The organism is Leptolyngbya sp. FACHB-261 (assembly GCF_014696065.1).
Classification (GTDB): Bacteria; Cyanobacteriota; Cyanobacteriia; order FACHB-261; family FACHB-261; genus FACHB-261.
Window position 1 is genome coordinate 88,799 of record NZ_JACJPL010000002.1, and the last position, 13,587, is coordinate 102,385.

At 50.3% G+C, this 13,587-nt stretch carries 14 protein-coding genes and 1 pseudogene; 6 read left to right on the forward strand and 9 right to left on the reverse strand.

What is annotated here, in order from left to right; all coding sequences use genetic code 11:
* The first annotated feature begins 240 nt into the window (after positions 1–240).
* Together H6F94_RS02555 and H6F94_RS02560 are read left to right on the forward strand one after the other, a co-directional pair.
* Positions 241–459: a hypothetical protein gene (locus tag H6F94_RS02555; RefSeq protein WP_190800682.1), complete on the forward strand. Its 219-nt coding sequence runs from the start codon at positions 241–243 to the stop codon at positions 457–459.
* A 229-nt stretch (positions 460–688) separates the two neighbouring features.
* Complete coding sequence (locus H6F94_RS02560) at positions 689–1,303, forward strand: Uma2 family endonuclease (protein ID WP_190800683.1); 615 nt, start codon at positions 689–691, stop codon at positions 1,301–1,303.
* Positions 1,304–1,362: 59 nt separating this feature from the next.
* On the opposite strand, the gene H6F94_RS02565 is transcribed toward H6F94_RS02560, so the two are convergent.
* Entirely contained in the window at positions 1,363–1,953 is a 591-nt protein-coding gene (locus H6F94_RS02565) for a Uma2 family endonuclease (protein ID WP_524537847.1), read from the reverse strand.
* A gap of 184 nt (positions 1,954–2,137) precedes the next feature.
* Complete coding sequence (locus H6F94_RS02570) at positions 2,138–3,148, reverse strand: YaaC family protein (protein WP_190800684.1); 1,011 nt, start codon at positions 3,146–3,148, stop codon at positions 2,138–2,140.
* Positions 3,149–3,413: 265 nt separating this feature from the next.
* Between H6F94_RS02570 and H6F94_RS02575 the strand changes: the two genes are divergently transcribed.
* On the forward strand, positions 3,414–4,007 hold the full coding sequence (locus tag H6F94_RS02575) for a Uma2 family endonuclease (protein WP_190800685.1): 594 nt from the start codon (positions 3,414–3,416) through the stop codon (positions 4,005–4,007).
* 43 nt (positions 4,008–4,050) lie between these two features.
* Here H6F94_RS02575 and H6F94_RS02580 read toward each other — a convergent pair whose 3' ends face one another.
* The 4 genes and pseudogenes from H6F94_RS02580 to H6F94_RS02590 form a co-directional block, all read right to left on the reverse strand.
* Positions 4,051–4,425 carry a hypothetical protein gene (locus H6F94_RS02580; protein WP_190800686.1) on the reverse strand — a complete coding sequence of 125 codons (375 nt, stop codon included), beginning with the start codon at positions 4,423–4,425 and terminating at the stop codon, positions 4,051–4,053.
* Positions 4,385–4,552: pseudogene (locus H6F94_RS33400) on the reverse strand (DUF5674 family protein); the annotation flags it as partial. The gene H6F94_RS02580 and the pseudogene H6F94_RS33400, both read right to left, overlap by 41 nt.
* Positions 4,553–4,663: 111 nt before the next feature.
* On the reverse strand, positions 4,664–4,897 hold the full coding sequence (locus H6F94_RS02585) for a hypothetical protein (RefSeq protein ID WP_190800687.1): 234 nt from the start codon (positions 4,895–4,897) through the stop codon (positions 4,664–4,666).
* Between the two features lie 114 nt (positions 4,898–5,011).
* Entirely contained in the window at positions 5,012–5,836 is an 825-nt protein-coding gene (locus tag H6F94_RS02590; RefSeq protein ID WP_190800688.1) for a M90 family metallopeptidase, read from the reverse strand.
* Between the two features lie 110 nt (positions 5,837–5,946).
* Between H6F94_RS02590 and H6F94_RS02595 the strand changes: the two genes are divergently transcribed.
* Entirely contained in the window at positions 5,947–7,179 is a 1,233-nt protein-coding gene (locus H6F94_RS02595) for a class I SAM-dependent rRNA methyltransferase (protein WP_190800689.1), read from the forward strand.
* A gap of 40 nt (positions 7,180–7,219) precedes the next feature.
* Here H6F94_RS02595 and H6F94_RS02600 read toward each other — a convergent pair whose 3' ends face one another.
* Entirely contained in the window at positions 7,220–8,488 is a 1,269-nt protein-coding gene (locus H6F94_RS02600) for a sensor histidine kinase (RefSeq protein WP_190800690.1), read from the reverse strand.
* Between the two features lie 123 nt (positions 8,489–8,611).
* The gene (gene nudC, locus H6F94_RS02605) at positions 8,612–9,433 is read right to left on the reverse strand and encodes an NAD(+) diphosphatase (protein ID WP_190800691.1); all 822 of its coding nucleotides are present in this window, start codon (positions 9,431–9,433) and stop codon (positions 8,612–8,614) included.
* Positions 9,434–9,684: 251 nt separating this feature from the next.
* Here nudC and mug point away from each other — a divergent pair, with 251 nt between their 5' ends.
* Together mug and ilvA are read left to right on the forward strand one after the other, a co-directional pair.
* Positions 9,685–10,233, forward strand: a complete 549-nt coding sequence (mug, locus tag H6F94_RS02610; RefSeq protein ID WP_190800692.1) for a G/U mismatch-specific DNA glycosylase — start codon at positions 9,685–9,687, stop codon at positions 10,231–10,233.
* Between the two features lie 144 nt (positions 10,234–10,377).
* Positions 10,378–11,889, forward strand: coding sequence for a threonine ammonia-lyase, biosynthetic (gene ilvA / locus H6F94_RS02615; protein WP_190800693.1), 1,512 nt, complete (start codon positions 10,378–10,380; stop codon positions 11,887–11,889).
* Positions 11,890–11,994: 105 nt separating this feature from the next.
* Here the strand turns inward: ilvA and H6F94_RS02620 are convergent, their stop codons facing one another.
* Complete coding sequence (locus tag H6F94_RS02620; RefSeq protein ID WP_190800694.1) at positions 11,995–13,530, reverse strand: eCIS core domain-containing protein; 1,536 nt, start codon at positions 13,528–13,530, stop codon at positions 11,995–11,997.
* Positions 13,531–13,587 lie beyond the last annotated feature (57 nt).

A 13,587-nucleotide genomic window follows, 5' to 3' on the forward strand; every position in this document is an offset into this window, starting at 1 on the left:
CCTCAGCCGCTTGCGGTTGTCGTCCTGGTAGGGCGGTTATAACACCCTGCCAGGACTAACCCCTAGACCATGACAAGGACTAGGGGCTAAGGGTAGTCTAATCGACTGCCCCCAACTCTGGACCGAGGTCTAGGGGTACCGCAGGCGGCTACCAGGGTAGTCGCTGTTACCTAGCTTTCTGTATTAGGGGGCTTTCTGACTGCCCCGGTTTTCCTCTGCTGATTTTTTGAGGGTTTACCGATGACCAGGTCTGTCTATACGTTTGGCATGCTCCCTGTAGGAGCAACGTTTTACTATTTGGGCCATGCAGCACTCAAGCTTGCGCACGGCGAGGGCAACCAACCGGGCAAGTTCAAGTGGTTGTTTGAGTCCGAGCATCCGGGTTGGAATATCTACAACGGTGATGCTGTAGCTCCTGCAAACCTACCTGCCGAGGAGGACAAGGCGCGACAGAGCTAAGGCTTTTAGAGACCTAACCATGCCCTCACTCCCTTGGGTGGGGGATGGGGTCTTGGGTTAGCCAAATATCAACGGCTTGGCATCACGCCAACTCACAGCAATCTCGATCCAGAGCACGATCAGGCGGACCTATTGTAGAGATAGCAACAGAGGGGGCGATAATATCACCTCAATAGACCAGGACCAGGTGAAAGTGATTCAGCGATAGACCCACCGGAGAGTGCAGCCCATGCTAGCCGAGCTAATTCATGACTTGGAACAGGACTATCCGGGAGTGCTGGAGCGGGGGCTTTGCCTCCTGATGAGTGGTGTGAGTTGGCAATACTATGAAGCCTTGATCTGCAAACTCGAAGATAGGGCTTCGCTGCGTCTCACTTATTTAGATGGGGAATTGGAAGTTGTAGCGCCGAGCCGTCGTCAAGAGGGCATCAAAAAACGCATTGCAATTTTGCTAGAAGCCTATTTTGAGGAAACAGATACCGAGTATTTTCCTTTGGGTTCAACGACCTTTCGCAGTGAGCAGCAGCGAGGTGGCAGTGAACCGGATGAAAGCTATTGCCTCGGAGTCGAAAAGGACGTTCCTGATTTAGTGGTAGAGGTATCTCTCACAAGCGGCGGCATCGATAAACTAACGGTTTACCAACGGCTCAAGATTCCTGAGATCTGGTTCTGGCAGGATGAGCAGTTGTCTATCTATTGCTTGAGAGAGGGGCAGTACGAGAAGGTTACTCGCAGCGAGCTGTTGCCCAAGTTAGAGCTAGAGCTTCTGAAAGCCTATATCTTGCATCCTCAACCTTTGTCAGCAGTCAAAGAGTTTCGGCAGAGAATACGGCAGTCAATGTAGATTGAGATATTTCTCCAAGGGAATGCTGCCCTGCTTAGCCGAATATCAACTGCTTGGCCTCACTCCAACAGCCAACCAAACAGCTCTCCAACCGTAAGCTGCAACTCACCCACAAAGGACGGCACAGGCAACTGAACGGCTGCTTCATCAAATGCCTCTGGTAGCTGTTGAGGCAGATAAACGAATACCGTTTGCTCCGCCGGATCAATCAGCCAGCCCATCTGCGTTCCGTATTTCAAGCAATGCAGAATATTCTTTGTAACTTTTGTCTGGCTCTGATCGGGTGACAAGATTTCAATTGTCCAATCTGGAGCAGCCTGAAACGTGTTGGCAATTTCGCCGTTCTCGTCACGGGGAATTCTGTTCCAAGCAAACACAGAGATGTCAGGCACAGTTGAACGTCCGCCAAAGGTGCAGCGCAACTCAGGAAAGGCACGAGCAATCTTCTTGAGCTTTACAACGCTATTGATAGCTGTGACGAACTCACCCTGAATCGTGCTGTGTTTGCCCTGTGGCATTGGCTTCTGAATAATTTGACCGTCGATGTACTCGCTGGCAGGTTTGGTTTCCGGCAGTTGCAGAAACTCATCGAGTGTGATGGGTTTAGAGAGGGCCTGTACCATTGGGTTGCCTTCAGAAGTGCCAGACAAGCTTTAGCTCTATTTTATGTGGAGAATGTCCATAGAGGGTTATCGAAGTGTCTAAGTCAGGTAATGATTCTGTAACCCCTGAAAACCTAATCACTGAGAAAAGCAAGAACGGACAGCCATACTTTTAGTCACTCACGACCTATATATTAACTAGGGATAGGATGGCTGTGATCCTTAGGGAATGCTATGTTTCGAACTTATATGGGCTTCGCAAGAAGTCCAGAACAATTTGAGGATAATCGTTCTGTATAAGACTCATCAAACGATTTATTAAAGGGAAAATTCCATCGCCCTTCTCAACGCGGCCTAGAGAAATCCATATCGATGGAAAGTACCTCGTCAACATACCCAAAACATAGGACGCAGAGAAGTAAAGAGACAGCGTGTTGAGATAAACACTCTCTTGAATTGGTGGAACTAGATAAATATCCCCGATATCAACAAAGTCATGATCATGCAACTTCTGCACAAAGTAAGGGACATATGATTTGGGAAGGTCTACGTTTATCTCTGTCTGGTTTACATCTATATTTAGAATATTCCAATTCACCACCGGAAGAATCTGCTTCAAATGCTCTATTTCAACTGGCAATTTTAGAGTTGCAATGTGATGTTCTGGCTCTGAAGACTTAAAAGCTTTTAATTCTGAAGCAACAAATTCTTTATCTTTCCAAATCCTATATTCCTCTGAGAGATCAGGAATACACTTGATTATATCTTCAAAGCTCAAACGTGTCCCAAGATTCGGCAAATCAAAAGAATACATCCAATTAACTTCGCTACAGTTACCTCTAAAATAGCTTCTATTCTCAGTCGTTTTCAAAAGATCATAAAAGGCACCTTCTGAAATACCAATTTCAAGGAGGCATACATTCCTCAGTTCGTTTTTCAGTGTTCCTCTCCATTCTTTTATTTCTAAACCGTGTGCTGGTTTAAGGGCAGATTCGGAAAGCTGAATATCAAGAGCTAGAATCAAACCACGACTAAGTGCAAGGACACCATAATACAGAAGCAAAGGCCGTACTGTTATCGCTGATTTCTCAGCATTGAGATAGTACTCTCTGGCTTGGATAAAATTTGATGTTACCTCATTGATAACCCGTGCTGAGGGTGAGCGTCCATGTCTCCGTTCGAGCGCTCGCTCTACAAGGTCACGGGTTTCAAACTCAATAAGCTTATGCCAGACTTTTTGCATTTTACGATCCTTAGTAGGGAACATAGCCATTTTCTAGGACAGGTACCATAAATCTGACTACTTATCGAGATGTTATCCCACAAATAGGGAATTACTAGAAAAAGTAGGCTTTGAGGTTTTAAGGATATACACAACCAAGTAGAAGCGAGTCCAGCTCACAATAGCTTGTCTTCACTACTTGAACGTGTAAAATATCTTTGGGCAAAGCAATCAAACGCAGGTCTTGACAAACTAGCATTTCTGCAGCCTTGGAGCTAGAAATCAAATGATTATGCAAGCCAAGGACAAAAAATATTACACAGCCGAAGAATACCTAGAACTTGAGCTTGATTCGGCAGAACGCCATGAATACCTTGACGGTGAAATTGCCACGATGACAGGTGGAACACCAAACCACAATCAAATCGCCCTCAACCTAAGCGGCACCCTGAACCTAACCCTCAGGCGTCAACCCTATCGCGTATTCGTCGCAGACCAACGCCTCTGGATTCCCAGAAAAAAGATTTACACCTATCCCGATGTCATGGTCATTCAAGGCGAATTGCAATTTCAGGAAGGGCGACGAGACACCATCACCAACCCACTGATAATCGCTGAAGTTCTATCAGGCTCCACCCGCAACTACGACAAAGACGCCAAGTTCTCAGCCTATCGAACCATCCCAGGTTTCCAGGAATATCTTCTGATTGACCAATACACCTTGCACATCGAGCAATACTTCAAAACCGACCAAAAACGGTGGACATTTTCCGAATACGACGAGGCCGATGAAATAGTCTCCTTCAACTCCATCCCCTTTCAAATGCCACTCGCAGACATCTACGACAAAGTGGTGTTTGAGGAGATAGGCAACGGCTAGAGAGAGCTAGCTATGTTGCTAGAGAAATACGCTCTCTATTGTTTCAACCTCGACTATGACGTGGGACTGGCTCGGACAGCAACCCCGACATCTCCAGCACAATATCTGACCAGGCTTTCGCTTGCTCAGCAACCTTCATCCGCTGCGAATAATCAGCCGAGATACTTTTCCAACTTAGCTGCCACCGAGCCAATTGAACTTGCATCTCAACCAGTTCTGCTGCTCTGTCAATGCCTGCATCCATAGCTGTCCACTCAATGAAGAACTTACTTTCTTCAATCAAGCTGGCAACCGCATCACAATTCAGATCATTACGGGAAAAAGATTTAATTCGAGCCAAATTTGCAGCAAGTTCGCCCAAACGATTGGAAACCGGCTCACGGAGATAGCGCTCCCGAGATGAAGTCCAGTCTTTCATACACCTCCAAATCCTGAGTAATCTGGCTCACTCGCTCCCGACCCCCTGAATTCAGAATCTCCATTGAGCGATTATTTTGGCGAGGACAAATATTGATCAGCGATTCATAAAACATCTCTTGTGTTCGAGGGTTCCAACTGTCTTGTGGCGCGAGTACGGATAACGAAAATCATTCAAGTCAAACTGAGTAAGCCGCCACATAGTTTACCAAGGAAGCCAGCTAACACAACGGTTTTCATCATCCGAAAAGCTTTTGCTTCAAGGCTTCTGAAGACATGCCCCAATCCAAGCCTGTCCAATATTCCTGCAAAGCAGTCTCACTCTCTGCAATCTCTTCAGCAGGAATGAACTCATCTGTATCTTCAACCGCAACCCCATGATGAACTAAAGATGACAGAGCCTCTATTAACCGGCTTTGATCAGGCAAGAAAAGCTGCTTTGCTAAACTAAGTACCTCTTCATAAGTAGGCATAGAAATTGCCTTTACACGAATTCCTGAACTCAGTATAGAGATAAATTTCGCTGCTGACAGTCTAAAGAAGAGAAAGCCAATACAAACAGACAATCAAGAAACCAGCAGCAACGTCTAAACCCACTGCATCGGGTCAAGTTGATAGTAGCGTTGCAACTGCTCATAAATCGCCGGGTGCTTCTTCAGCAACGCCTGTGGCTTCTCAAAAAACGTCTCAGTAGCCACCGCAAAAAACTCCGCCGGATTCGTCGCGCCATAGCTATCCATCACCGTCGTGGCGCCTCGCTCAACATCTCGGCAAAGCTGCTCATATCCCGCCGCCATCACCTGCGCCCAAACCGAATAATCTGAATCCCGCCGCAAAATCGGCACCCCCTCCGCCTTGCCATCCTCCTGATCCAACTGATGGGCAAACTCGTGCAGAACCACATTATGCCCATCCCGCCAATTGCCCATGTCTTGCTTCACCTGTTGCCAAGACAACACTAACTGGTCATTCGTCCACGACTCCCCCAGCCGCGCCACCCGCCGTTCCTCAACCACATAATTGCCTAACGCAGCTGTTTCATTAACAAAATAAGCAGTGGGATAAACCAGCACCGAACGCAACCGAGGGAAATAATTGCCACGCTCGTTCAGCAACAGCAAACAGGCCACCGCCGCAATTACCAGCCGCATTTCTTCAGTGACCTGTAAACCAGCACAGCCAATAAACTGCTTCTCCGCCAAAAACACCTGAACATGCCCCTGAAGCCGCCTTTGATCAGCCACAGAAAGACGAGCATAAATGGCAAGATTCTGCTCAATAATCGCAGCCCAAACCGGAGAAAAAGAACGTCGTCTAAGACGATTGCGCCGCCGTTCAACCGATACAGGATTAATTAAAATCCCAGTAATCACCAGCCCAACAATGAGAAAGACAACAATGGTTCCAACCATATGGCAACGCTGGGTGTCCCCTCAATACGCCCCAATCCTTGAAGCACGTCCCCTCCCTTCCCATTCAACCAAATCTAGAGAGAGGCAAGCCCACCTGTAAGATCGAGAATATGGCCAAGCTCCCCCACATCCAACTTCCCAACACCCTCAAAGAACGGCTCGTGCAAGGCCATCCCTGGGTGTATCGCAATCACGTGCCAGCGCAGATGCATTTTCCTTCAGGCACCTGGGTGCGAGCGCAGTGCGGGAACTGGACGGGCTATGGCCTCTGGGATGCCAATGGTCCAATCGCGATTCGCATCTTTTCAGAACAACAACTTCCTACTCCGCAATGGCTGCGCGAACAGGTGGGTTCGGCTTGGGACTTGCGCTTGTCTTTGCGCGAAAAAGGTTGCACCGCCTATCGCTGGCTGTTTGGCGAAGGCGACGGGTTGCCCGGTCTAACCGTAGATCTCTATGGCCAGTTCGCCGTCATCCAGACCTACATGGAAGGGGCCACTGCCCTACAGGATTGGTTGATTGATGCCCTCAAAGCAACCACATCCCTGCAAGGCATCTACCTACGAACCCAGCACCGCAACCGCGAGAGCATCGATAACAAACCAGAACCTAAAACCGGCCATAAACCAGAGCCTAAAACCGAAAACCAAGCCGAAAGTAAAGTAGAGCTTTTGTGGGGCAAACCTGCACCTACTGACCTGGTCGTCATCGAGCATGGCCTGAACTTTCAAGTGAACTTACAGGCGGGTCAAAAGACCGGCTTATTTCTAGATCACCGCGAAAACCGTCGCTTCATTGAGGGACTGAGTCAGGACCGCGATGTGCTCAACTGCTTTGCCTACACAGGCGCGTTTTCCCTCTACGCCCTGCGCGGCAAAGCCCGTCAGGTCACCAGTGTTGATATTGGCAAAGGCTTGGCTGAGGCTGCCAGCACCAACATCGCCCTCAATCAGCTCGACAGCCAGCGCCACACCTTCGTGACCCAAGACTGCTTCAACCTGCTTAACAGCTACGTCGAGCAAGGCCGCCGCTTCGATTTGCTAATCCTCGATCCCCCTAGCTTCGCCAAAAGCAAGCAAAATCGCCACGCGGCCCAACGAGCCTACACCAAACTCAACGCACTGGCCCTGCGTTGCGTAGCTCCAGGTGGTCTCCTAGCAACCGCAAGCTGTACCAGTCAGATCAGCACCGAAGCCTTCAAAGAAGCAATCGCTGCCGCAGGTGCCTCAGCCGGACGTCGCTTCCAAATCATCCATGAGGCCGGTCAGCCCGTTGATCACCCCGTACCTGCCCAGTTTCCAGAAGGCCGTTACCTCAAATTTGTCGTGGGCAGAGTTAGGTGAAAAGAGTCAAGTGCGGCTCAATGGCGCTACCCAGCTAATGCTAGGCTTCAACCGGCTGAACAGGAATCTCGATCACGAACTCTGCTCCCTGTCCCGGCGATGAGAGACACTTCAGCTGACCGCCATGCTGCCGCACAATTTGGTAGCTAATTGACAGCCCTAGCCCAGTGCCCTGGCCCACAGGTTTAGTCGTGAAAAACGGATCGAAAATGTGAGGCTTGACCGCATTTGCGATGCCAGGTCCATTGTCAGCAATCGATACTTGAATCCAGTTAGTTTGCTGGTTCGGTTGCGCTTTTAGCCAACTGGTTCGGATTGTGATTTGAGCGCGTCTGGGCTCATCTCGATTCGGCTCCGGATTGAACATCTCCAGAGCATCAATGGCATTGCTCAGAATGTTCATAAAAACCTGATTCAGCTGCCGCGCATCGCAATCGACTAGAGGCAGCTTGTCATACTCCCGCACCACCCAAATCAGCGGCTCGCCAGCGCCATCTTGCAGCCGATACTGCAACAGCAGCAGCGTCTGATCGAGTCCTTGATGCAGATCCGTAAGCTTTGTGGTCGCTTCGTCTAGGCGGCTAAAGTTTTTGAGCGTGTTGACCAACCGACGAATGCGTTCTGTCCCTCGCTGCATCGACTGCAGTGTTTTCGGTAAGTCCTCGCTCAGAAACTCGAAATCGATCTCTGTCAGTTTCGCCTCAATCTCAGCCACAGGTTCTGGATAATGAGCCTGATAGAGCTGCACAAGTTCTAGTAACTCTTGGACTGCCTGGTTGGTATGGATTAAATTGCCGTAGATAAAGCCCACCGGATTATTAATTTCATGGGCAATACCAGCTACCGTTTTGCCTAAGCTCGCCATCTTCTCAACTTGGATCAGTTGTACCTGGCTTTGCTTCAAGTCGTGATCGCCCTGTTGCATTAAGTTAAGCACCACCTGGTAAGCCTCATCCCAAGCCTGTGCCAGGGTATCTGTCCAACGCTCCGCCAAAAACACAGCTAAGGTCTTGAGCAAAACTGTGCCAATCATGGCGTAATGATCATCAATCACGCCGTACTGCGTATGCCTAGCGCCCAGTCCTCGCAACGCACCTGCTAGCACGTCTGGTTTGCGCAAGTTCTCGATCACCAGCTCTAGAGAAATCCACAGTTTGCGGTTCTGTTGCTCCATATCCGTACAAGCAAACAGCGCTTGAACCTGCGGATACTCTACGAACAGCGTCCTATAGAAACACGCAACAAAGTCCGCTGCTTGGGGCTTAATCCACTGAAAGCTTTGCTCTAAGACTTCGATCTGAAGAGACATGGCACATGGACAACTAAGAGGTAATCACGTCAACCTTGCAGGCACCCCGTTTAGTATGTTCACGCATCTAGCTGCAATTACCGGGTAGATACAGGATGTCAATGAGCCTTAACATCCGGCAGCTCAATCAGGCGTTGAGACAAACCAGTCGATTAGTTTACGCGCAATGCTGACCCTCGGCGGAACCTTCGGCAGGTTGTATTTGCTGAACCAAGCCGCCTCTACTAGTTCCTGCGCTTCGACCACAATCTCGCCACCCGCATAGGTGGCCGTGAAGCCGATCATCAGGGAGTTGGGAAACGGCCAGGGTTGGGAGCCAAAGTAGCGAATGTCTTTGACCTCGATGCCCACTTCCTCGCGCACTTCGCGCACCACCGTCTCTTCCAGCGACTCTCCCGGCTCTACGAAGCCAGCCAGCACACTGTACATGCCCGATGGGAAGCGATGGGCCCGAGCCAATAGCAGTTCTTCCCCCCGCGAGATCAGCACAATGATCGCAGGTGAGAGGCGCGGATAATTGACTAAGCCGCACTTTGGGCAGCGTTTGACCCGCTCCGTCGGCAGTTGCGTCATCGGCGTGGCGCAGTGCCCACAATATTGGTGGGTCCGGTCCCATTCCATGACTTGAAAGGCACGACCACTGACTGCATACAAGTCTTCTGCCAAAGTTCCATACAGCTCACGCAGGCCCCGCAGAGCCATTCCGGTAGGTGGGCTTGCATCTTGGGGCAGTTCGGCGGCGTAACAAGGCTGGTCCTCTAAGCTGCCGAGAAATTGGGTCCGCACCGGTTGCAAACCAATTTCTGTCAGGCTGACTAGATTGGGGATTTGGCTGGCTGTCTCTTCGCCCTGAACCAGCAACTTGTTGCCGACAAATGCAAACCACCACGCGGCTCCAGACTGGGCTTCCGGGGGAGCAATGCCAGGGATAAAGGTTCGACTCATAGCCTTGGAACGCAATCGCCTTCATCGTATCACCGCAACCCAATGGTGGCCGTGCTGCTCAGAAAGCGCTCAGAAAGTACCCGGAAAGCACCCAGAAAGCATCAAGTTTGATTGTGCTGTCTGCTAGTAGGTTAACGCGCAATGAGTTGGGAATCGGTTCACTTTTAAGCACTATTCCAAGAGCCTGAAGTGGAGATTTAGAATAGAAACATTGGCAGAGTGATCAATGTTTTTGAGCAGAAGTTTAGGTTGTGCAGCGTAAACCCACCCCAGCAGAAATTCGTGCGGCCTTCGGCACGACCATCCCAGACATCATTGCCCCAAACTTGCAGGTTTTATTCTGTGGCATTAACCCCAGCCTCTACAGTGCGGCAATTGGACATCACTTTGCCCGTCCTGGCAATCGTTTTTGGCCAGCTTTGCATGGTGCCGGTTTTACCCAACGGCTGCTAACGCCTTTTGAAGATCACGACCTGTTGCAAACGGGCTATGGCCTGACCAATATTGCCACTCGTGCAACTGCCAGAGCCGATGAATTGGACACGGCAGAGCTGGTCATAGGTCAACAACAGCTAGCGGCCAAAGTGCAGCACTACCAGCCCCGGTTTCTGGCAGTTCTAGGCATCAGCGCTTATCGCACTGCCTTCAATCGGCCCAAAGCAGTGATGGGACAGCAGGAAGAGTTCTTGCACCAAACAGCAATTTGGGTACTGCCTAATCCCAGTGGTTTAAATGCGCACTATCAACTCGAAGATCTCAAACGCGTGTACGGAGAACTGCGAGTTGCAGCTCAAACTTAAGCCCCTGAACTTAAGTGCTGATTTAAGCACATGAATTAAGCCCATATCCGACGAGCAAGACGCTGTGAGTCATCCTGCTTACAGCAAGGGGACACCAGTAGAGTAAAATTGCCCTTCAACCGGCATTTATACCCGCCTGACCCTATGCACTCCGACTACTTGGAGCGAATCCTGACTGCCCGCGTCTACGATGTCGCGCAGGAAACGCCGTTGGAATATGCGCCCAATCTGTCGAGACGGCTGAATAATAAGCTTCTGCTCAAGCGCGAGGACATGCAGTCGGTCTTTTCCTTCAAGCTACGGGGTGCCTACAACAAGATGGCGAAATTGCCGCCAGACTTGCTGGAGCAAGGAGTAATTGCGGCCTCTGCCGGAAACCATGCGCAAGGCGTTGCCCTAGGAGCGGCCCGACTGGGCACCCGCGCCATTATCGTCATGCCTGTAACCACGCCCCAGGTCAAAGTGGATGCAGTTAAAGCCCGCGGCGGTGAGGTGGTGTTGTATGGCGATACTTATGACGATGCCTACACCTATGCCCGCCAGCTAGAGACCGAAAAAGGCTTGACCTTTATCCACCCCTTCGATGACCCTGACGTGATCGCTGGCCAGGGCACAATCGGCATGGAAATTCTACGCCAATGTCAGCAGCCGATCCATGCCATTTTTGTGGCAATTGGCGGGGGCGGTTTAATTTCTGGCATTGCCGCTTATGTTAAACGCTTGCATCCTGAAATCAAGATCATTGGCGTTGAGCCGGTTGATGCCGATGCGATGTATCAATCCCTGAAGGCGGGAGAGCGGGTGCGCTTGGCCCAGGTGGGTCTGTTTGCGGATGGGGTAGCCGTGCGACAGGTGGGCGAAGAGACTTTCCGTTTATGCCAGCAGTATGTGGATGAGATCATCCTGGTCGATACAGATGATACCTGCGCCGCAATTAAAGACGTGTTTGAAGATACGCGCTCGATTCTGGAACCCGCAGGTGCGCTAGCAATTGCTGCGGCCAAAGCCTATGTCGAGCGGGAGCAAATTCAGGGCCAGACCCTAGTTGCTGTAGCTTGTGGGGCCAATATGAACTTTGATCGTCTGCGCTTTGTTGCAGAACGGGCTGAGTTCGGTGAGCGCCGCGAAGCGATTTTTGCTGTCACGATTCCGGAAGAACGGGGCAGTTTGCGCAAGTTTTGCGAATGCATTGGCAGACGCAATCTCACTGAGTTTAACTATCGTATTGCCGACGAAAAAGCAGCCCACATTTTTGTCGGCGTGCAAATTCAAAACCGAGCTGATGCTGCCAAAATGGTGGCAAATTTTGAGGCTAATGGCTTCGAAACCATTGACTTAACCGACGACGAACTGACCAAATTGCACCTACGTCATATGGTCGGTGGACGCTCTCCCTTGGCCCACAATGAACTACTCTACCGCTTCGAGTTTCCCGAACGTCCCGGTGCCTTGATGAAGTTCGTCGGTTCCATGAGCCCCGACTGGAATATCAGCCTATTCCACTACCGCAACAACGGTGCAGACTATGGGCGAATTGTTGTAGGCATGCAAGTGCCTCCTCACGAAATGGAAGAATGGCAAGCCTTTCTCGATACTCTCGGCTATCGCTACTGGGATGAAAACAAGAACCCAGCCTACAAGCTGTTTTTGGGATAGAAGGATCGTTCCTTGTAGTGTCCTAGAAATGCAGAATCTTGAGATTATTTAATTTCAGATTCGGTTCAGCCTACGCATAGTCGAGCGCAGAATAGTAGAGAGGCGTTAAAGGTATGGTATGTCCGTCGCAACATCTGCCGCTGTTCTCTGTTTTGGTGGACCTGGAAAATTGAAGTCTCCGCCAGCGGCAAAGATATTACCGCCAGCGACCCTTTCTACAGCCTTCTTCTTTACACTGTGAGAAAGAATATTACCGTCTTTATCGCAGTGATAATGAATCACTAGAGCTGGTTGCGCAGGCGGAAGGACATTCTTCACGTCCACGATTTCACAACTGAGTCCATAGCGGCCGTCTCTTCGCGAGCCATCTGGATTTCTTTCCCACTGAGACAAAAACCAGCGGTGGGCATCAGCGACCTCGAATCCGGCGTTCTTGACCAACCACAACACTTCAAGACCATGGTCGACTAGAGGGTCTTGCAATCGGTTCCAGTATTGAAGAGCCATCACCTTCATCTCAGCCTCGCTTGCCGCTTTTTCTTGCTGCGCCTTGAGTGCTGCTTTCTCTTTCGCTTCCCCTTGATGAATTAGCCCTATGACAACTCGTGCAGCAGCGCGAATCTCGTTGCCCTTTAGCCCGTTCACTGAGCCTGACAGATCTAGGATAATCTTTAGCCCAGCTCGGATCTCCTCTAGATTCTCCCCACCCTTCTCAACCGCTTTCTTTATCTGGTTGTTGATCAACCCTCTCACTTCTCCTGGATTATCTCTCAACGTTTGTTGGATCATGGCTTTGAAATCAGCATTATCTCCAACTTCAGCTGTTACCCTGCCAATTTTTGCAGTCATGCGTTGAACATATGTCGTTTCCTGCAAAAGAGGTAATGAATTGCCTTTCTGCTGCACCACATGCGTTAACTCATGAGCAATTAGCTCCTGCCCATCTCGGCTCCCAGGGTTGTACCCTCCCTGCCGGAAAAAGATATCTTGTCCTGTCGTAAAAGCCTTTGCCTGAATGGATTGATTTAACTGGTCAGATTGCGGATCGGTATGAACTTTTACCCGACTAAAATCTGCGCCAAACACCCGTTCCATTGGCTTGCGAATATTGTCGGCCAATGGCTGTCCGCTCCCTCGTGACTGCTGAATTGATGTTTCCAACTCCGGTGGGGCAGACATTAAGCCGCCAGCGGATAGGCGTTGGACCACTGGCTTCATCATCAATTTGTCTTCATCCTCAGGCGTCTCCTCCCGCTGGATACTGCCTGCTGGCTTCATCTGGAGTTCTTCGTCCTCAGCCAGCCCCTCCCGCTGGAGCGTTTGGCTCGGAGGCTGATTGATTTGATTGACAACTTGATGCGCAACTCGATCGGCTTCTTGCTCATACCGATCTCCCGCAGCACCAATGGTTAGCTTAGGCTGCATGAGCACCGGCAAAGCGGCTGGCACCACTCGGGATGCATTGGGGCTATGGACTGGCACTGTCGTAAAGTTGAAATCAAATCGAGAGGTTGGCTCAGTCCTAGGGACCGCCTCTAATCCCCGTTGTACTTGGTTAACTGAGGTGTGAGGCAGAGCTTGAAAGGTTTGCTGAGAGGACTCACTCTGGGAGGTAGACTGATGGGCTCTATGCAACGTCATACTCGCAGCCTCACTTATCGGATAATTGGCATCCAGCTTTTTTGTGTCTGATTACTG

Bases quoted from the DNA above. Each gene is read 5' to 3' on its own strand.
- H6F94_RS02580 (WP_190800686.1), bottom strand. From the start codon at position 4,425: ATGAAAGACTGGACTTCATCTCGGGAGCGCTATCTCCGTGAGCCGGTT.
- H6F94_RS02570 (WP_190800684.1), bottom strand. From the start codon at position 3,148: ATGCAAAAAGTCTGGCATAAGCTTATTGAGTTTGAAACCCGTGACCTT.
- ilvA (WP_190800693.1), top strand. From the start codon at position 10,378: ATGCACTCCGACTACTTGGAGCGAATCCTGACTGCCCGCGTCTACGAT.
- H6F94_RS02595 (WP_190800689.1), top strand. From the start codon at position 5,947: ATGGCCAAGCTCCCCCACATCCAACTTCCCAACACCCTCAAAGAACGG.
- nudC (WP_190800691.1), bottom strand. From the start codon at position 9,433: ATGAGTCGAACCTTTATCCCTGGCATTGCTCCCCCGGAAGCCCAGTCT.
- H6F94_RS02590 (WP_190800688.1), bottom strand. From the start codon at position 5,836: ATGGTTGGAACCATTGTTGTCTTTCTCATTGTTGGGCTGGTGATTACT.
- H6F94_RS02575 (WP_190800685.1), top strand. From the start codon at position 3,414: ATGATTATGCAAGCCAAGGACAAAAAATATTACACAGCCGAAGAATAC.
- H6F94_RS02560 (WP_190800683.1), top strand. From the start codon at position 689: ATGCTAGCCGAGCTAATTCATGACTTGGAACAGGACTATCCGGGAGTG.
- H6F94_RS02600 (WP_190800690.1), bottom strand. From the start codon at position 8,488: ATGTCTCTTCAGATCGAAGTCTTAGAGCAAAGCTTTCAGTGGATTAAG.
- H6F94_RS02555 (WP_190800682.1), top strand. From the start codon at position 241: ATGACCAGGTCTGTCTATACGTTTGGCATGCTCCCTGTAGGAGCAACG.
- H6F94_RS02585 (WP_190800687.1), bottom strand. From the start codon at position 4,897: ATGCCTACTTATGAAGAGGTACTTAGTTTAGCAAAGCAGCTTTTCTTG.
- H6F94_RS02620 (WP_190800694.1), bottom strand. From the start codon at position 13,530: ATGACGTTGCATAGAGCCCATCAGTCTACCTCCCAGAGTGAGTCCTCT.